This is a genomic window from uncultured Algimonas sp., from assembly GCF_947498175.1.
Lineage (GTDB): Bacteria > Pseudomonadota > Alphaproteobacteria > Caulobacterales > Maricaulaceae > Litorimonas.
Map to the genome: position 1 here is coordinate 131,154 of NZ_CANMJB010000005.1, position 18,393 is coordinate 149,546.

Sequence of the window (18,393 nt, forward strand, 5' to 3'; positions counted from 1 at the left end):
CCTTTCTCAGGCCGCTGCGAAGCGGGCGTCGACGCCCGCACGCTGGGTCATGGCGATGAAGGCGTCTTCCAGCGACGGGCGAACCTCGGTCCATTGCACGCGGCCATCCTCTGACACGCGGTCCACGGCGCGGCGTAAGGCCGCCGGGTCCGTGCCGCTGACATGCAGCGCGGCCCCGAAATAGGAGGCGTCCTCCACGCCGGGCATGGCTTCGAACTGGCGCGCGAGGCGGCGGATACCGGTCCCTTCGGCGCGGTAGGTGTGCAGGCCCGACCGCGCGATGATCTCCGCGACCGTGCCTTCCGTGACCTTCCGACCGGCGGCGAGGTAGACGATCTTGTCGCAGCGTTCGGCCTCGTCCATGTAGTGGGTCGAGACGAAGACGGTGACGCCCTTCTCGGTCGTCAGGCGGTGGATCTCGTCCCAGAAATCGCGGCGCGCCTGCGGGTCGACGCCAGCGGTAGGTTCGTCCAGCAGGAGCAGTTCGGGGTCGTGCATGCTGATGGCGGCCAGCGCCATGCGCTGCTTCCAGCCGCCTGACAGGGCACCCGCCATCTGCTTCTGGCGGTTGGTCAGGCCCAGATCGGCGAGGGTCCGGTCGACCGTCTCTTTTAGATTGGGCATCCGGTAGAGACGGCCCACGAACTCGATGTTTTCCCGGATCGTCATGTCCTGCCAGAAAGAGAACTTCTGGATCATGTAGCCGGTGCGCAGCTTTATCTCGCGCGCCTGGCGGATGATGTCGAAGCCCAGCGCCGTGCCTTCTCCTTCGGTCGGGTGCAGCAGCCCGCAGATCATGCGGATGGTCGTGGTCTTGCCGGAACCGTTGGGCCCGAGAAAGCCCCATACTTCGCCCTTGGGCACTTGCAGGTCCACATCCTGGACGGCCGTTTTGTCGCCGAAGAGCTTGACCAGTCCGCGCACGTCGATGGCGAGCGCACTCACCAGTCCACATCCACGGGCAGGCCCGGACGCAGGCCATCTACCCGGCCAGGCTCGGCTTCCACCAGGAAGACGAGCTTGTCGCGCGTCTCCTGGCTATAAATCACGGGCGGGGTGAATTCGGCCTCGGACGCAATATGCGTCACTTCGGCTTGAACGAATGTATTCAGTCCGTCTGCCGCGACCCGGACGATGGTGCCGATGTCGATGGCGGGTAGCTGCGCCTGCGGGACGTAAAAACGTATTTTGATGCCGTCCGTCTCCCGGATGGCGAGCACGGGCTGTCCGGCGTTCAGGTGCTCGCCCGTCCGGCCGAAGACTTCCTCGACCAGACCGTTGGCCTGCGCGCTGACCTGTCTTTCTTCGAGGACAAGGCGGGCAGAATCGACCTGGCTGAGCGCGGTTTCCACGGCGGCCAGTCGGGCGTCCTGCTGGTCGGTTCGTCCTGGCTGGCGGGCGACAGCGACCTGTTCGCGCGCGGCCGACAAACGCGCCTGCGCCCGCTCTACGGCCGCATCGAGGGAAATCATCCGGTTGGCGGGCTCCAAACCCTGCTCGATCAGGGGCAGGAGACGCTCTCGCTCGCGTTCGGCCTGACGCAGCGCGGCGCGCGCATCGGCGACCTCGGCTTGCAGGGCGCGGATTTCCGGATCGCGCGCGCCGGTCTGCGTGTCGCGGGCTTCGCTTTCCAGCTGCGCCAGACGCGCTTCGGCCGCCGCCAAGGCGGCCACTTCATCGCGCGTATCAAGAGTGAAGAGCGCCTGCCCGGCCGATATGCGGGCGCCCTCTTCGACGGAAACACCGACAAGCGTGCCGTTCTGGGGCGCGGCTATATAGGTCCAGTCGGCTTCGACGTAGCCGATGCCCGAAGTGGCATCAGACGCGACGTCTGCATTGCAGCCCGCGAGGCAAAGCGTTGCCAGGGCGAGACAGGAAGACGTGGCTTTCAATGTCATGATGTCGTGTCCTTGGGTGCCCAGGCACACAGCAGCGCCTCGACGTGGGCGGAGAGCAGCGCCGCATAGTCGAGCGTCTGTGTCTTTGAGAAAACGCTCTCCCACAGGCCGCTGAAAATGACGGGCGTCATGATCTGCCGCGCGGCGATGTGCGTGTCGGGAACTGCGAGTTCGCCCGAGTCGACGACTTCGTCGAGACGCCGCTCCATTAGCTGAAGCGTCGGATTGATGACTTCGGCATGATAGTCTGCGACGATTTCCGGAAAGAGCTGTGACTCCCCGACGAGCACCTTCAGGAACTTCGGCATGTCCGTTTCCACGATCAGTTGCCGGGCGAAACCGTTCATCATCCGGAGTCCTTGTGTAACGGTTGGAGCCGTCTGAAGGAGTGTCTGAATATGCTCCACATTCGGCTTGGCGAGCGTATCGATCAGAGCTTGGAAAACCTCCTCCTTGCTCCCGAAGTAGATATAGACCGTACCCTTCGACAGGCCCGCCTCCTCGGCGATGTCCTGCATACGCGCTGCTTGAAACCCCTTCGAAAAGAAGACGTTGAGCGCGGCCGACAGGAGCAGACGCTCCCTGTCGGACTTGGCTTTTGGAGTGCGGGCGCGAAGTGTCATGCCCTTTAAATAACCGACCAGTCAGATATATCAAGCAGTTTTCTTGATGCCTGTTAACGAAAAGATGTTGCATAAGTACGATATGTACTGTACGGTACTGTTCATGTCTTGCGAACCCGATATCACGCAGTGCTCCACGACCGGGCCGTACTCGAATGGGCGTCGCCTCCCTGCTCCGCCGACTATTCCGGGACGACGCCGCGAGCGGGTTCGGCAGTCCGTCTCGCAAAGCCGACGGACGCCGCGCGAGACAATGCGGATCGTGCTCGACATGACCTGCTTCGTTTTGATGGGACTTGCATCCATGTTGATCGCCGGCATCATGATGGTCGTCGATGACATCGTTGGCGCAATGCGGCGCAAGCCGACCGACAGAGCCGTCAAACAGGCCAAGACCCGCTCCGGCAAGGCGGCCGGATCTCAAAATGCCGAGCCGCTCTATATCGGCGCTGTCGCGTCCCTGCCCCGGGCCGGGAAACGCGCGGATGCCCGCGCTTCCAAGACAGAGCCTGAGTCATGAAAGCGCGTGCCGCGCATACGCTCCTCGCCGTCGGGCTGTGCGGCCTGGCCGACGCGGCTTTCGCGTCTCCGGACGACCGGACGATCGTTGCCGTTGCCGTCGAGAACGACACGTTCGCGAATACGGATAAGCACTATACGAACGGATTCCGCGCGGGCTTCTCGCCTCCGGGCGACAAGACACCGGACTGGATGGTCGCACTCGGCGAAGGCAGCGGCCTGTTCGAGGACGGGGCCCGCTACCGCGCCATCTTCACCTTCGGCCAGAACATGTATACGCCTAAGGATATCGGATTGGAGGTCCCGGACCCGCTCGACCGGCCCTATGCAGGCTGGCTCTATGGCAGCGTCGGGCTCGCCGGAATCTCAAGCGACCGCTACGGAGTCCTCGAAATCTCTTTGGGCGTTGTGGGGCCGGCCTCGCTCGCAGACCACACTCAGGAATTTGTGCACGACCTCATCGGCGCCGAGGATCCGGAAGGATGGGACTTTCAGCTCAAGAACGAGCCCGCCCTAACGCTCACCTATCAGGCGGGCCGGGTCTGGCTTCACGAGGAACGTGCCGGATTGGAAATGTCGCTCGCGCCACACTATGGCGGAGCGCTCGGCAATGTCTTCATTCACGCCAATGCGGGCGCAACCCTGCGCATCGGGCAGGGCCTTCAAAACGATTCGGGTCCGCCCCGGATCCAGCCAGCTATACAAAGCGCCGGAATGTTCGGAGAGCGTCGGCAATCCTGGTTCGTGTTCGCCGGGATCGAAGGCCGCGCCGTCGCCCGCAACATCTTCCTGGATGGAAACACCTTCCGGGACAGCACGAGCGTGGACAGCGAACCCCTTATCGCCGACCTCCAAGTCGGCGCGGTCTTCCAGCGGGGATCGTGGAAGATCTCCTATACCCATATCTTCCGGACCGACGAATTCGAAACACAAGACGAATCCACGTCTTTCGGCGCGATCGGACTCGCCCATGCCTTCTGACATTCATCACTCCGACACCGTTTGCGACGACGGCGCCTCGCTTTTGGACCGCAGGGTCGTTCCGATCCTCGCCGCCGCCCGTGCGTCGATCGCCGCCCAAGGCGTTCATAATGCGCGCATGGAGGACATTGCGAAACGGGCGGGCATCGCAAAGGGAACGCTCTACCTGACCTTCGAATCCAAGGACCAGCTTCTCGATGCGCTGGTCGCAGATGCAGTCTCCCGGGTGCGCATGGGTCCTCCATCCGAGAGCGGGTTGACGCGGACGGTGTTCAGGCGCGCGCTCGAACACTTCCTGCACGAGCTGGCATCCAACCCCGTTTCGGTCGCCATTCAGATCATCAAGCATCGCAGCATTACCGACCTGGTGCAGTTCCACCGCTTCTTCCGCGACTTGTCCTACGGGCATCAGGAATATCTGACCGTTCTCGGTCCGCTTGCGACTCCTTCGAACAACCCGGACGGTCTGTCGTCGCGCGCCCTGCTGCGTCTGCTGTTCCTCAACACCCTCTTCTACGCCGATGTGACTGAGACCGCCTGGCTGAAAGCGGAAGGGCAGGACACCATCTTCTGCCTTGCCGGCCTGGGCGGACAGGCGTCCCAAGTCCGTCCCAGCACGCCCTCTACCACGAGCCACTTTCAATGACACACCCAACGCCCACCGCCACACGCGTTTCCGAGCCGGTTCTCCCCTTCGCCGCCTCGAAAGCCTTCCAGGAGACGGCCCTCCCCTCCGCCTCCGCCCGTGGCTGGTGGAGGCGGCCCACGGCTGCTTTGCGCCCCGACAGGCCTTCACTCCAAACGGTCCTGTCGGCCTTTCGCATTGCAGCCGTGGGCATATCTTTTCCGCTCCTGATCGCGTGCAGCCAGGACTCGGGCATTCCCGAAGACAATAGCTACGGCGACCGCCAATCCGGAAGGCCCGTGGAAGCCGCATTCGTGACGGTCTGGTCCGGCAGCCGGACGCTGTCGCTCGTTGGAACCCTGTCCGATCCGGAAACCACCAACGTCGCCTTCGAGGTCGGCGGGACGGTTCAGACCATGTCCGGCGATATCGGAACGGCGTTCGTAAAAGGCGAGCGCCTCGCCACGATCGAGCCCGCGACTTTCAGGCTCGCGGTCAGCCGGGCCGAGGCCGACCTTGCCCGTGCGGAGGCTGAACTGGCCGACGCCCAGAGCAGCTTCGACCGCCGTGAACGCCTTGCGGGTTCGGGGGCGATTTCCGCCGCCGCACTGGATGCCACGACCGCCCGGCTCGATGCGGCAAAAGCCGGGGTCAAGGCCGCGCAGGCCGGTCTTGATACGGCGCGCGACAGCCTGTCCGATACCGTGCTGCGCGCGCCCTATGATGGTAGGATCGTTAGACGTCTGATCGAACCCGGCCAGGTCGTCTCCCCCAGCGTGCCCATATTGCGTCTCGCGCCCGCGTCCGACCGCCTCGAGGCCGAAGTCGGCGTCCCCGAAGCGGCTATTGGACGGTTCGAGATCGGGCAATCCTATCCTGTCTACTTGCCCGCCCTGGACCGGGACTATGACGGCGTCGTGACGGAAATCGGGGCCTCGGCGCGTTCCACCCTGTCGTTTCCTGTCGTGCTGTCCATTGCCGACAGCGAGGAACTCCGCTCCGGCATGGCCGTGGAAATCCGCTCACGCGGCATGGATGGCGCGCTCCGCTCGCAGCGGGTCCCGAGCTCAGCCGTCCAGTCCGACGGTCGGGACAACTACTATGTCTATTCCATCAGTGACGGCGGCTTGGTGCGCCGCGTCGGGATTGAACCGCTCGAACTCAACGATGACAGCTATATCATCCGCTCCCCACTCCAAGCCGGTGACCGCATTGTCGCACGCGGCGCGGCCCAGGTCATGGACGGCGAGACGGTCCGGGTGGTGAACCGGGCTGCGACGGATTTCGGAGGCTAGGGTCGGGTGGGTAATTATACGATATGGGCCTTCACGCGACGCAAGGTCGTCTATTTCGTCGTCCTGGCCGCGATGGCGCTCGGCGTGGCCCAGTATTTCCAGATGCCGGCCCGCGAGGATCCGAACCTGCTGATCCGCACGGCGGCGATCGTAGCCGTCCATCCAGGACTGTCGGCTGAGCGCATGGAGCGCCTGGTCGCCCGGCCGCTGGAGGAACAAATATCCACGATCGCCGAGATCGAGGAAGTCCGCACCACCATTTCCGACTCCACCGTCCTCATTCAGGTCGATGTCCTGTTCGAGTATAAGGAACTGGATCAAATCTGGGACGAGCTGTCCGAGGCCATCGATGCGGCGCGGCCCGACCTGCCGTCCACCATGGGTCCGATCATCTTGGACGACGAATTCGGCGACGTGGCCGTCATCACAGCCGCCATTACGTCGGACGATTACAGCCTCGACGAACTCTACGACTATGCGCAAATCCTGCGCGACCGGATGCGTACGGTTCCTGGCACCCGCAGGGTCGAGGTGCTCGGCAACATCGAAGAAAAAATCTATGTCACCCTGCGAAATTCCGACCTTGAGGCGGCGGCCGTCTCGGCGCGCGACATCACCAGCGCATTAGCGTCAGAAAACCTCATTGCATCGGGCGGCAGCATCATTGCCGCAGATCGCCGCTACCCTATCGAGCCGACCGGCCTTTTCGACTCCGTCGATGATGTGCGCGAAACACTGATCCGCTCGCGCGCACCCGACGGGGAGTTGCGTATATTCCGGCTCGGTGATTTCGCGACCGTCGAGCGCGGCTTCGAGGATCCCGTCACGCGGCGGGCCTATTTCAATGAAAAGCCCGCCCTCGTCCTGTCCGTCGTCATGGACCCCGACCAGAGCGCGATAAACTATTCCAAGGTGGCCAGCGCGAAGCTGGACGAACTGATCCAGCAGCTCCCGCGCGGGATCGACATCGACATCATCACCTATCAAGCTGACCAGGTGCGCTCGGCGGTGTACGGCGTGACCCTTAACGTTCTGCAGACCCTCGTCGTCGTGCTAGCCGTCGTCGTCATCTTTCTGGGCTTCCGCACGGGACTGGTCGTGGGCTCCATCGTACCCATTGTCATTCTCGTCACCGTGGCGATCATGTCCCTCATGGGCATTCCTCTGCAGCGCATGTCGTTGGCGACCATCGTGCTGTCGCTCGGCCTGCTAGTGGATAACGGCATCGTCGTGGCGGAACATTTCCAGCGCCGCATCGGCGAAGGCAGCGAACGAAAGGCAGCGATCCGGGAGACAAGCGAGAAGTTCGCCCTGCCCCTGCTGCTGTCGTCCCTGACGACGATGGTGTTCTTTCTGCCGCTCGCGCTCGCTCCGCACGATGCGGGCGAATACACGCTGTCCATATCCCAGGTCATCGTGATCGCCCTGGGCGTATCGTGGATCATCGCCTTCACCCTGACGCCGATCCTCTGCTACTTCTTCGTCAAGGCCCCGACGGAGCAAGCGGAAAAGAACCCGCGCCTGATTCGCCGCTTCTTCATCTGGTTGGAAGACCGTTACGCGGAAGCGTTGCGCGTGCTGATGAAGGCATGGCCGGCCTTCTTCGCCGTGCTGGCCGTCAGCTTCGCGGGCGGCGGCTACCTCATAACCAACACGCCGGAGAAGTTCTTTCCGGACTCGGACCGCAAGCAGATCCTTGTCTATCTCGACCTGCCGGAAGGCAGCTCCACCCGGAATACGGACGACGCCATGCAGACGGTCATGGCCATCCTCAACGACGATGAACGCTATCCCGAGATTGCCAATACGGTCGGCTATGTCGGCTTCGGCGGGCCGCGCTTCGTGCTGTCGCTGGAACCGGTCGAGCCGGGCCCGAATGTCGGCTTCGCGGTCGCCATCGTGGAGTCCCAGGACGCCATGCAGCCCTATATCGAGTCGCTGCGAGAAGAGTTGCGTGCTGCCGTTCCTGAAGCCCTGTTGCGCGTCAATAAGATGTTCCTCGGCCCGCAGGATCCCAACACCATCCAGATCCAGGTCAAGGGCTCCGACGTCGCCCATCTCACCGAGATCGGAGATGAAATGATCCGCATCCTGCAATCGGTCGATGGCAGCGACTATGTCTGGTCCGACTGGTATAATGGCCGCGACCGGCTGGTCGTGGACATTGACCCGGTGCGGGCGCGCCAGGTCGGGTTAACCCCTCGCGCCATTGCGAATGGGCTCGCGGTGTTGACCGAAGGCCTGCCCGTGACCACCCTGCGCGACGATGACGACAGAGTGGATATTGTCCTGCGCGCGACAGACTCCGAGCGCGAATCCGTCGAGTTCCTGGAGAGCTTCCTGCTCTATCCCCCGCAAGCGCAAGGCGGCGTGCCGCTCAAACAGGTCGCCGACATCCGCCTGTCCAACAGTCTGGGCCGGATCGAGCGGGAGAATTTCGTCCGCACGCTGACCATCGAGGGCAAGAACGTGGCGGTCACGCCGCAGGACCTCATGCCCATGATCGCGGACGACATCGAAGCCCTGCGCGACCGATTGGAGCCCGGCCACACGATCGAGTTCGACGGCACCATTGCGGATTCCCGCGACGCCCAAGCCGCGATCGCCGCCAATGCGCCGCTGGCGCTCGGCCTGATCCTGCTGTTACTGCTCGTGCAGTTCGGCAAATGGCGCAACGTCGCGATCATTCTGCTGATCCTGCCTTTGTCGACCATCGGCGTCGGTATCGGCCTGACACTCATGGGCGGCACGTTCGGCTTCATGGTCATCCTCGGCCTGTTTACCCTGTTCGGCATCATCGTGATCAATGCCATCGTGCTGATCGACCAGATCGAACGGACGCTGGACGCTGCGAAGCAAAGCAGAAGCGACGACGAAGACGAGGTTCATGGCTCGCCGCGCGACGTGGTGATCGACGCCAGTGTCCGGCGGCTACAGCCCATCCTGACCACGACCATCACCACGATCCTCGGCCTCATGCCACTGATCATCGCCAAGGACGTCCTGTTCTACAGCCTTTCTGTCGCCGTGGCCTTCGGGCTGGGCATCGGCACGCTGATCGCGCTGGGTGTCGTTCCGGTGCTCTACGCCCTGTTCAACCGCGTCGGCGACACCTGGGATGAGCCGGTGAAGGCGGAAGAACACAGCTCCGGGACCGAGCCGAAGGGAGTCCCGGTATGACCCGCCTCATCCAAGGCGTCGCGCTCGGCGCGATGCTGCTCTCTGGCTGCTCCACACTGCACAACGGCGCATCGGAAACCCTTGCCACCGACGCGGCCGCACAGGCTGGCTGGACGGACCGCACAATTGCGACGGCCGCGCCCGCCGCCAGCGCGCCGCTGGACGACGTCGCCTTCTGGGCTGGGTTCGACGACCCGCTGCTCGTTGCCCTATTGGACGAGGTGATCGCCAACAACCCGGCGGTCGACGAGGCCCAGGCCCGCCTTCGCGAAGCCCGCGCCGTCATCGGCGTGATCGGGTCTCGCAGCCGCATCCAACTATCCGCCACGCCCAATGCGGGGCGCGAACGGCTCAGCGCGGAAGGACCCGGTCCCCAGGGCCAGATCCCCGGCGTCGACCTGGAACAGTCCTTTTTCTCGCTTGGCGGCGTCGCGGCATGGGAGCCCGACATCTGGTCACGCAACGCCTTGTCGGTCGAGGCAGGCGAGGCGCGCGCCGAGGCGATGGAAGCCTTGGCCGACGCGGTCCAACTAGGCCTGAAGGCCGATACGGGCCGAACCTATATCCGGCTGCGCGCCGCCGAGGCCGATCTCGTGGCGATCGACCAGACCCTCGCGGCCCTGCGCGATACGGAAGATTTGACCCGCCAGCTCGTGGAGGTCGGGCTCTCGGCGGAGTTCGACTTGCTTCAGGTCGGGGCCCGGATCGAGGGCGTGGAAGCCGAACGCCTCCAAGTCACCGGACAGGTCACACTGCTGCGCTATGCGCTCGCCACCCTGCTCGGCCATGCCCCGGCGGAGATGGAAGGCCGCCTGCCCGCCGGCGCATCTATCCCGGATTATGACACCGGCATTCCGGCCGGATTGCCCAGCACGCTGATCTATCGGCGCCCGGACGTCGCCGCAGCGCGTTTGCAATTGCTCGCCGCCGCAAAGAACGAGGAAAACGTTTCGCTCAACCATTTGCCGAACTTTTCGCTCACGGGGGATGGCGGGTTGTTGTCCACCGGACTCGACGCGCTGTTCGATGCGGATTCGCGGCGCGGCTTGATCTCGGCCGCCCTGAACTGGCCGATTCTGTCAGGCGGACGCTTGTCGGCCGAGCGCGACATCGCCGACGCTCAGACTGCGGCCGCGCAGGCCGTCTACGACCAAGCCCTGCTGCGCAGCCTCAACGATGTGGAAACAGCCTTCGAACGCTACGCCACATCCGGCGAAACGCTGGTCAGGATCGACAATCTAATCGAGCGCCAGACCCGCATCCGCCGCCTCGCCGAGGCGCGCTATCTAGAGGGCGAGGACTCCCAGTTCCGCAGCCTAGAGGCCGAAACCGAGCTTCTGTCGGCGGAGCGTCGGAAAGCCGAACTGCTCGCCGCGCGGTCGGTCGCGGCCGTGGATATTTACGCCGCCCTGGGCGGCGGATTTTAGCGGCGAGCCAGATGAATCGAACATTGGAGGACGATATGGATCCCGAATTTCACAGCGCCGTGCAACGCGGCGCCGTCTACATTATCGCCATCAGCGTGTTCGTGCCGACAGCCTTGCTCGGGTTGGCGCTGACCCTGCTACGCTAGGCTTCGGCTTCTCCCAGAGTCTCCCGATGCTGGTAGAATTCATCCAAATATTTAGTCGGATCGGACCCCGACCACTTGGTCTACCAGGCGGATTGGGTCAACTTCCATAAGCGTCGGGGAAAACCAAGTTCAAGCCGAAATGGACGCGATCGGCTGGAGACTCGCTTCCATCCGGCTTCACGCCGAATCGGTCTCTATCTTGCAGACGCGAAGCCCATAGGCTTATCAGAGCATCGCTCGCCTGCTCCGCAGTCAGCTTCGACTGGATCCAGCCCCGCTCCAATCCCGCACCGATCAGCCTCGTCAGGTTTTCGAACGTCCGGTCGTAAGTCGCCTTGTAGAACTCGGCCGCGATATCGGGAATGTGTCGCGACTCCGTTATGACGAGATGTTCGAATCCACGGATTTCCCGTTTGGACAGAAGTGTGAGCAGTCCGGTCCCGAAGCCTTTCAAAGCATCGAGATATGCTTCCCGCTCATCCGGCAGGTCGTCGGGCGCAACCATAAATGTGTCGCCCTCCCGCTCCAGCACCTTTACGAGGATAGCTGCCTTGTCAGGGAAATATTTGTACAGCGTCGCTTTGGAGGCACTCGCCTCCCGGACCAGCATGTCCGTCGTCACACCGGAATAGCCATGCTTCAGGAACAGCTTTCGCCCCGCCGCGATGATCCGTGTTTCAGGATCACGCTTCGGAGTCGTTTTTTGCTTTATAGTGCTTTTCGACATCGCAGAGCAGTAGCACTTACTGGGCAAGCCTTACAATACGGAACAGTACTGCAGCCTAGCATCTAAGCAGTTATGCCGCTTCTCAACTTGCGCAAACGGCACAGAACACGCGCCTCTGATATCGTGATCGGTATCAATCAGAAATGCCCATGGAACTCGCTTTCGCCTAATTCGGACCGCGCTAAAGTCGACAAAGCCGGACAGCGTCCGCGACAGACCGTATGACATGCCTCGTCTATCATCATATCGGGATGTATGATCACACTTCGCCATTCTCCTAGCCTATCTTTCAAGACGGCCCTCGTCGCATCAGCCGGACTTCTGATCATTGGCTGCTCCATAGCACCTGCGCCGAGCGCCGACGTGAACGATCCCGCTGTCGACTCGATCATGATGGGTTGTCTGGCAAATTTCCCGAAAATCCGGCCTTGCCGATCAGTTGACTCACCGTGAAAGAAACTGTGAACGGCGCAGCGGTTCGTCGGCCGATACCGGTGCGGACAGAACCCATGATCAGCAACACGGCATAGGTTGAGACTGCGGCTTGGACCGACAACCTGTAACACGACACTGTCATGCTCTGGAAGGACAGGGCGTTGGATCGTAGCTGGAGCCGGTAAAGCCTCGATCCCGACCAGCTGCTTAACACCTACTATCTGAACTAATTGACGGTCACGACACGGAAAGAATTTAATATACAATTAGCGCTCTATCTCCCAGAGCTCAATCCAATCAATCACATGCTCAACTGATTCGTCAGCTATGTGCTACATAACACTACTCATCGTGTGATACATTTTGCGCTTTAGTTCTCACAAGCGTCTGTTATGATTGGATTTATAGTTGAGGCATTGTGCCTCTTCTGGGCACCAATTCTTCAGGTTGTGTGGTCTGTAGGCGTTTGAAAACATTACAGCAATCCTCATCCAGCCTCACCTGCCCTCAGATCAGCTTTTATTTTGGACCACACTTTGGGACACAAAAGAGCTACAATCATGTCTGAGATGAAACACCTCGATCAATATCTGAAACTGCGCAAAGGCCGTTATTACTACGTCCGGCGCGTGCCAAATTGCTACCGCGACGTGGACAGTCGCACTCTCATCAAATTGGTCTTGGACACGGGATCGCGCGAAGTGGCCCGTGGACGCCAAGACGGCTTTTCCGAAGCCGATGAACAACTCTGGGTGTCGCTCAGGGCGTTCGACTCTTCCTTTGCTGTCCATCCAGCTTTGGGGCGGTACGAAGCCGCCAAAGCCCGCGCTCTGGCGCGAGGGTTCATGTATTACCTGTCGAGGAGCTGACGGAAGCCACGCCACATACGAACTCATCGCATGCATCATCCTAATGGAGCGGAGTCTCGGCAAAGCACAACGATCGTCCGAAGCGGACGCGCTGCTCGGCATTGCTACGAAACTTTCTGTTCGGATGAGCGAAGCCTTCGATCTTTATTGCCACAAGATCAAGGTCGGGGACCATAAGGGTAAGGCGCCTATCCAACGCGAAAACTGGCGCAAGGTCAAATTTGCGTGGAGCAAACGAAAGGCTTACTGAAAACTCTGCAATGGCAGCCACGACCATCTAAACCTGATTGGTTTCGCTACTACCAATGGTGAGTCTAGCTTTTGTGTAAAAGCGTCAGTCGCGCACGGTTAAATATGCCGTATGTGTAAGACATGCTTTCAGCGGAGTCGGTTTAGTGACTAGCACATTTATACATGGCCACGGCTCCAAATTGTAGATACAGCCCCTCTGGTCCAACTTTTCTCGAAAGCCACTGCCAGATTCATACGTTTTCGAAGCAGAACACATTTCCATTTTACTCAAAAGAGAAACGAATAGGCTGTATCCGTAGTCCGCCGCGGTTGGCCAAAACCATCGATCTTGCGCTCCCTCGCAGATTTTCAAGTAACAACACTACATCGTCCGCCGAGACGGGCTACGTTTCGGCATCCGGTATTTCATGCAGCTTTTGTATCTTAATCCCGTTGAAATGCGGCACAGGGATCTTCTCGCTCAGATGGTTTCGTTACCTGAACAATATCGAAGAGAGACGAATCCAGGCCGCTCCCTTGCTCGAGCAGTCCAACAACCACAACGGATGCGTTCGGCATGACCTGCTGAAGAACTCCGGGCACGCCCCTGTCCTTGCGAGCATGGCCCGTGCCGGTGATCAGCACGACTGGAGCTGGGCCGGGTGACAGGGCATGGGCTTCGAGCGTCCGCATGGCGAAGACGGCGTCGCGCAGTCGCTGCGCCTCGATCATGGACCGGGCCGTTTCCGAAGTGATCATGCCGCAATGGGAATCGATGAACATCTGGGTCAGATCTTCAGTGTCTTTCTGGGATAGACTCTCGCCCAGACCATAGTCCGGGGGGAGGTTCGACACGGATTGAGCGCCTTCTTTCATCGACCGGTGGACATCATCCCGCGCCACGCCCGCGCCGACGATTCGGCTGGACGATGCCGCATCGAAGACCGGTTCATAGATCTCCCAGTCGGGCCAGCCGGACTCATCCCACCCCAAGGCTTCGCGCAAGTCTGTGCCGCGCGCCCGCGCTGCGTCTGCCACCTCCGTCTTCGTGATGGGAACCATTTCGAAAATTACGGCGTCCGGTTCGACCCGATGAATGACCTCGGCTTGGATGCTGTGATGTTGCGCATTATCATGCGTCTCGCCCAGAATGATGATGTCCGCTCCAGAGAGGCTTGATATCCAGTCTGCCCCCTCCGGGTGCGGGTATGTCTGACAGGCGGCCAAACCTGCCAGAACGATGACCGACAGTGAGCGAAACGCGGACGCTGTCACTCTGCGGCTTCCATAGCGATGCATTCTGTTGGAAGGCCGGAGAGCAACCGACGTTCTCGCTTCAGCCAGTTTCTATGGGTCTGCAGAGTTTCCATTAGACGAAAGTCATCCGGTCGGTTCAGGGTTTCGCTTTCCAGCCAGCAATCCATCACCGCAATCTGGCTATCCAACCAAGACGCGACCGTTTCATTTGAAAAGTGAGTGCACATTAGCGGATCCTTTTTCGGAAGATGGGTTGAGTGTTCGAGGTTTGACTTTCACAGATATATCAGGCGTTAGGACCGGATGCCCGGACCTCAGGAACAGTCCAGCGAGGCGTTGGACCGCGTCGGATAAGTCTGGCGCAGGCGGCGCGCCCAGAAGCAAGCTCAGCTGGGCATCACGCTGTAGACTAAATTTTTGCTGAGCGGCGTTCATGCCCGAGACCAAGGCGATTTCGTCATGGGTCACACCCAGGACACCGGGGTGCGATAGATGCATCATTCGACGCCCGGCCTGCGCCATTGCCTGTATGAGGGAAAGACAATGAACCCGTCCTTCGTCGCCGTCTGGTCCGAGCGCCCGGTTCAAGCCGTCGATTACAGGCTGACAATGGCCGTGGCCCGTGCACAGGCGCGGACGCACCAGATCAAGACACCGGCTCCGTAACCTAGGTCGTTCACACGAAGCCCGGAATAGCGGCTATGGGTTTTCGACATTGTCGACATCAGAAATTCCGCTGCAGGGTCAGGGCCGCTTTGAAGCTTCGGCCCGGTTCGCTGACGCCTTCAAAAACGCGATCATATTCTGTATCGAAGACGTTATCGATTCCGACATCCAGACCAATGCCGCGCAGGCGTTCTGGTCGCCAGCTCGCGTAGAGATCGAAAACCGTGTATCTGTTTCGACTTTCGGCAATGACCAGACTATTCGTGGCGGTATCGAATTCACGCCTTTCGAATGTACCGGCAGACTGAATCCGAATGCCTGTCAATGCGTTCCACTCAGGGATCTTGACGCGTGTATCCAGCGAGAAGCGGTCCGGGGTCAGTATACCAAGGTCTTCATTATTGGCTTTGTCTTCACCGTCTACCGTGCCGTATGCGGCTGCCATCCGGATGCGCCCACTTTCGTAGACGGCTTCCAGCTCGTATCCTGACAGTTCTGCATTGGCGAGATTGTCGCTGACAGTCGTTCCGGCTGTGCAAGGTTGGAATGCGGGCGGCGCGAAACAGGTTGGGTCGAACGCGAAATCCACACGGATATTGATGAGATCCGTAACGTCGCTCGTATAGTAAGATCCCTTGGCGCGGAATGTGTCGCCCGGCACAACGACATTATCGAAATCCAGAGACAATCCACCCTCATAGCTCTTAGCCTTTTCGGGAAGAAGGTTGGGATTAGGCACGAAATTGTTGTTCACGAAAACGAAGCCCCCCCGAGCTGGATTGAACAGGACGGGATGCGGGACTGGAAAGTGGACACCGTCCAGATAGAGTTCGTTGATTGACGGGGCGCGGAAGCCCTCGGAGTAGGACCCGAAAACCCGAACGTTCCGGCTGCCCAGACTGGCAGCGAGTCGCGGCGACCAGGCTGTATCGCTCACATCCTGCTCTCCGACGGCGTCAGAATCGAAGGAGTCATAGCGTATGCCCGGGATGACGAGCAGATCGAGCGTGTCGCTGAATTCGATGCGCGCCTCAGCCTGGATAAACAATCCGATAAACTCCGCCGATCCGTCAGGCACTCCGGCGCGCGTATTGTCCGCGCTATTGTTATCTGTTCCGACCTGTTCATCCCTGTACCAGTCTCCGCCGAATGTCAGACGGGTCTCAAACCCGCCAAGATCCAGATCGGAATTGTTGCGCAGTCCCAGACCGGTCGTCTCGATATCCCTGACCGTCATACGGTTGATGGACGGGTCGAACTCCTCGACCGCCGTGTCGGTGAAATAGGCCGTCAGAGTCGTATCGATGAGGTCGCTGACCGGATCGAAGCGTCCTGAAAAGCGGACCGTATCCGTACCGATATCCTTTTCGATGTCGTTTCCGACCGCGACGCCTTGACCATTATTGGGTTCGACCGCCGTGTTTTGAAATCTTTGATAAGAGCCTTCCACGCTGAACGCGTCCGAAAACGCGTAACCCGCTTTGAGAAAGTAGTTCTGGATATCGTCATCAGATGGCAAGTCCGCACCCGAACCCAACTCTATATCGCCGGACGTCCGCAATCCGACACTGCCGACCAGGTCAAGACCGCCTTGCTGTGTATAGGCCGTCAGCGTGCCGAGGACGTCTTCATTGACCGATTGATAGCCGAGGCGGACGCGCGCGCCGAACGTCTCGTCATCCGCGAGAAAGTCACTGGCGTCGATTGTCTCGAAAGCCAGAACGCCGCCCACTGCGCCGGAGCCGTAAAGCGATGATGCCGGCCCTTTAACGACTTCGGCGGATTTGACGAGATCCGGATCCAGAAAGAACCGTCCGTCATGAACCGAGATGAAGGACTGCCGCGCTCCGTCGAGAAGAATCAGAACGTTTTCTCCGCCACGCCCGCGAATGGACGGCGTCTCGCCTGTCCGGCGCGGTCCTCCGGAAAACTCGACGCCAGGGACATCGCGCAAGGCATCGGAAATGGAACTGGGCGCGAAAATTTCGATGTCTTCGCGCGTGATGACACCGACCTGTCCAGGATATTCGAAAACCGTGACGGGGTTGGCCGTGCCGTAGACTGTGATGATGTCTTCTTCCTGATCGAATGCCGACAATTGTTCTTCGGACCTCTCGTCCAACTCGGCGTCACGAGACACTTGCGCATAGGTTGGAGCCGCCAGACCGCCCACCAATGCCAGAGCGGCAACACCGGCGCTCCATCGTCGTGATTTCAGATTCAATGTCATGATGATCCCTCCGGTTGGCTTGCGAGCCACATAAGTTGCAAACCATTCTCAATTTCAGCTTCGCACTATTGCACTTGAAAGTGACTCGCAAGAACATTATGCGATCAATTCGAACCGGGGCCTTCACTTGGCTCACTAAGGGATACTGTCATGACCGTTGCCGCCACTCTCGACTCTACAAAACCGTCAGTGCTGGATCGCTATGAAACCTTGAAGCGCGACACCCCTAAGCTCCGGGCAAAGGATGCCGCCGAACGGTTGGGAATCAGCGAAGCCGAACTCCTTGCTGCCCGCGTCTCGGACGGGATCGTTAGGCTAGACGGCGATTTCGCTGACCTCATCCGCGCCCTGCCTTCGCTCGGGCGGATCATGTGTCTGACACGGAACAGCGGGTGCGTTCACGAAAAGCATGGCGAGTTCGGCAAAATCAATATCGGCCCCGGCCACGGTATCGTGCTGAACCACGATATCGACCTTCGCCTGTTCATGAGCCATTGGCGTCATGCCTTCGCCGTCACGGAACAGGTGGCCTCCGGCTTGCGGCGCAGTCTGCAGTTTTTCGACGTGGATGGCCGCGCCGTTCATAAGGTCTACATGCCGGTGGATGCCGACATGGCGCCTCTCGACCGGATCGTGACCGACTTCCGGATGGCGGACCAGACGGCCCCCCTGACTACACGCCCCCTACCCGCGCCGCGCGAAGATAAACCGGATGCCGACATCGACACAGACGGCTTTCTGGACCACTGGGAAGACCTGCAGGATACGCACGACTTCTTCGGCCTGCTGAACGAATTCGGCATCGGTCGGCGTCAAAGTATGCGACTGGCAAAGGGACGGTTCACAAGGCCCGTCGAACAAAATGCGGTCGAGGCGTTGTTGACCGCAGCTTCGGACACAGCCGTTCCGATCATGTGTTTTGCGGGCAATCCCGGCTGCATCCAGATTCACACGGGCCCGGTCGAGACGATCAAGATGATGGGCCCATGGCTGAACGTGCTGGACCCCACCTTCAATCTGCATTTCGACACGCGCGCCGTGGAAAGCGTCTGGGTCGTCGAGAAGCCGACTCGCGACGGCATCGTCACATCCGTCGAAATCTATGATGCGGACGGGAAATGCTTCTGCCAATTCTTCGGCGAGCGCAAACCTGGCCAGGACGAGTTGCAGGGCTGGCGCGACATCGTCTCCGGATTGCAAGCAGCGTAACCATGACATTCACGAAAACCGCCTCTCGCGCTGCTATTGTGGCGTGTGCAACATTCGGTCTGATCGCTTGTGCAG

General features: G+C 60.4%; 16 protein-coding genes. 10 read left to right on the top strand and 6 right to left on the bottom strand.

All coding sequences use genetic code 11. The features are described 5' to 3' along the window. Positions 1-6: 6 nt before the first annotated feature. Genes Q0718_RS09550 through Q0718_RS09560 form a run of 3 tightly spaced genes read right to left on the bottom strand, consistent with a single transcriptional unit; the run spans position 7 to position 2,521 of the window. On the bottom strand, positions 7-945 hold the full coding sequence (locus tag Q0718_RS09550; RefSeq protein WP_298916938.1) for an ABC transporter ATP-binding protein: 939 nt from the start codon (positions 943-945) through the stop codon (positions 7-9). After that, positions 942-1,898: an HlyD family efflux transporter periplasmic adaptor subunit gene (locus Q0718_RS09555; protein WP_298916941.1), complete on the bottom strand. Its 957-nt coding sequence runs from the start codon at positions 1,896-1,898 to the stop codon at positions 942-944. Before Q0718_RS09555 ends, Q0718_RS09550 begins: the two co-directional genes overlap by 4 nt. Continuing rightward, a complete protein-coding gene (locus Q0718_RS09560; protein ID WP_298916944.1) occupies positions 1,895-2,521 on the bottom strand; it encodes a TetR/AcrR family transcriptional regulator in 627 nt (208 codons plus the stop codon). The genes Q0718_RS09555 and Q0718_RS09560 overlap by 4 nt, the downstream gene beginning before the upstream one ends. Positions 2,522-2,564: 43 nt before the next feature. On the opposite strand from Q0718_RS09560, the gene Q0718_RS09565 reads away from it, so the two are divergent. From Q0718_RS09565 to Q0718_RS09595, 7 genes are all read left to right on the top strand, one after another. Then, positions 2,565-3,041, top strand: coding sequence for a hypothetical protein (locus Q0718_RS09565; protein WP_298916947.1), 477 nt, complete (start codon positions 2,565-2,567; stop codon positions 3,039-3,041). After that, entirely contained in the window at positions 3,038-4,021 is a 984-nt protein-coding gene (locus Q0718_RS09570) for a lipid A deacylase LpxR family protein (protein ID WP_298916950.1), read from the top strand. Before Q0718_RS09565 ends, Q0718_RS09570 begins: the two co-directional genes overlap by 4 nt. Further along, positions 4,011-4,667 (top strand): TetR/AcrR family transcriptional regulator, encoded by a 657-nt coding sequence (locus Q0718_RS09575; protein ID WP_298916952.1) that lies wholly within the window; start codon positions 4,011-4,013, stop codon positions 4,665-4,667. The genes Q0718_RS09570 and Q0718_RS09575 overlap by 11 nt, the downstream gene beginning before the upstream one ends. 185 nt (positions 4,668-4,852) lie before the next feature. Beyond that, positions 4,853-5,941 (top strand): efflux RND transporter periplasmic adaptor subunit, encoded by a 1,089-nt coding sequence (locus Q0718_RS09580; protein ID WP_298916953.1) that lies wholly within the window; start codon positions 4,853-4,855, stop codon positions 5,939-5,941. A gap of 6 nt (positions 5,942-5,947) precedes the next feature. Beyond that, positions 5,948-9,121 carry an efflux RND transporter permease subunit gene (locus Q0718_RS09585; protein ID WP_298916956.1) on the top strand — a complete coding sequence of 1,058 codons (3,174 nt, stop codon included), beginning with the start codon at positions 5,948-5,950 and terminating at the stop codon, positions 9,119-9,121. Then, positions 9,118-10,548, top strand: coding sequence for an efflux transporter outer membrane subunit (locus Q0718_RS09590; RefSeq protein ID WP_298916959.1), 1,431 nt, complete (start codon positions 9,118-9,120; stop codon positions 10,546-10,548). The genes Q0718_RS09585 and Q0718_RS09590 overlap by 4 nt, the downstream gene beginning before the upstream one ends. Positions 10,549-10,559: 11 nt before the next feature. Further along, on the top strand, positions 10,560-10,694 hold the full coding sequence (locus Q0718_RS09595; protein ID WP_298916962.1) for a hypothetical protein: 135 nt from the start codon (positions 10,560-10,562) through the stop codon (positions 10,692-10,694). 97 nt (positions 10,695-10,791) lie between these two features. Here the strand turns inward: Q0718_RS09595 and Q0718_RS09600 are convergent, their stop codons facing one another. Next, positions 10,792-11,421 (bottom strand): TetR/AcrR family transcriptional regulator, encoded by a 630-nt coding sequence (locus tag Q0718_RS09600; RefSeq protein WP_298916965.1) that lies wholly within the window; start codon positions 11,419-11,421, stop codon positions 10,792-10,794. A gap of 995 nt (positions 11,422-12,416) precedes the next feature. Here Q0718_RS09600 and Q0718_RS09605 point away from each other — a divergent pair. Continuing rightward, complete coding sequence (locus Q0718_RS09605; RefSeq protein WP_298916968.1) at positions 12,417-12,725, top strand: DUF6538 domain-containing protein; 309 nt, start codon at positions 12,417-12,419, stop codon at positions 12,723-12,725. 675 nt (positions 12,726-13,400) lie between these two features. Here Q0718_RS09605 and Q0718_RS09610 read toward each other — a convergent pair. After that, positions 13,401-14,255, bottom strand: coding sequence for a ChaN family lipoprotein (locus tag Q0718_RS09610; RefSeq protein WP_298916971.1), 855 nt, complete (start codon positions 14,253-14,255; stop codon positions 13,401-13,403). Positions 14,256-14,756: 501 nt separating this feature from the next. Here Q0718_RS09610 and Q0718_RS09615 point away from each other — a divergent pair. Continuing rightward, a complete protein-coding gene (locus Q0718_RS09615; protein ID WP_298916974.1) occupies positions 14,757-14,879 on the top strand; it encodes a hypothetical protein in 123 nt (40 codons plus the stop codon). A 58-nt stretch (positions 14,880-14,937) separates the two neighbouring features. Here the strand turns inward: Q0718_RS09615 and Q0718_RS09620 are convergent, their stop codons facing one another. Further along, positions 14,938-17,109 carry a TonB-dependent receptor gene (locus tag Q0718_RS09620; protein ID WP_298916977.1) on the bottom strand — a complete coding sequence of 724 codons (2,172 nt, stop codon included), beginning with the start codon at positions 17,107-17,109 and terminating at the stop codon, positions 14,938-14,940. Positions 17,110-17,259: 150 nt separating this feature from the next. Between Q0718_RS09620 and Q0718_RS09625 the strand changes: the two genes are divergently transcribed. Beyond that, positions 17,260-18,318 carry a ChuX/HutX family heme-like substrate-binding protein gene (locus tag Q0718_RS09625; RefSeq protein WP_298916980.1) on the top strand — a complete coding sequence of 353 codons (1,059 nt, stop codon included), beginning with the start codon at positions 17,260-17,262 and terminating at the stop codon, positions 18,316-18,318. Positions 18,319-18,393 lie beyond the last annotated feature (75 nt).

Coding starts and splice junctions, on each gene's coding strand:
- Q0718_RS09605 (WP_298916968.1), top strand. CDS start 12,417: ATGTCTGAGATGAAACACCTCGATCAATATCTGAAACTGCGCAAAGGC.
- Q0718_RS09595 (WP_298916962.1), top strand. CDS start 10,560: ATGAATCGAACATTGGAGGACGATATGGATCCCGAATTTCACAGCGCC.
- Q0718_RS09620 (WP_298916977.1), bottom strand. CDS start 17,109: ATGACATTGAATCTGAAATCACGACGATGGAGCGCCGGTGTTGCCGCT.
- Q0718_RS09615 (WP_298916974.1), top strand. CDS start 14,757: ATGAACCCGTCCTTCGTCGCCGTCTGGTCCGAGCGCCCGGTTCAAGCC.
- Q0718_RS09625 (WP_298916980.1), top strand. CDS start 17,260: ATGACCGTTGCCGCCACTCTCGACTCTACAAAACCGTCAGTGCTGGAT.
- Q0718_RS09610 (WP_298916971.1), bottom strand. CDS start 14,255: ATGCATCGCTATGGAAGCCGCAGAGTGACAGCGTCCGCGTTTCGCTCA.
- Q0718_RS09570 (WP_298916950.1), top strand. CDS start 3,038: ATGAAAGCGCGTGCCGCGCATACGCTCCTCGCCGTCGGGCTGTGCGGC.
- Q0718_RS09555 (WP_298916941.1), bottom strand. CDS start 1,898: ATGACATTGAAAGCCACGTCTTCCTGTCTCGCCCTGGCAACGCTTTGC.
- Q0718_RS09590 (WP_298916959.1), top strand. CDS start 9,118: ATGACCCGCCTCATCCAAGGCGTCGCGCTCGGCGCGATGCTGCTCTCT.
- Q0718_RS09575 (WP_298916952.1), top strand. CDS start 4,011: ATGCCTTCTGACATTCATCACTCCGACACCGTTTGCGACGACGGCGCC.
- Q0718_RS09560 (WP_298916944.1), bottom strand. CDS start 2,521: ATGACACTTCGCGCCCGCACTCCAAAAGCCAAGTCCGACAGGGAGCGT.
- Q0718_RS09600 (WP_298916965.1), bottom strand. CDS start 11,421: ATGTCGAAAAGCACTATAAAGCAAAAAACGACTCCGAAGCGTGATCCT.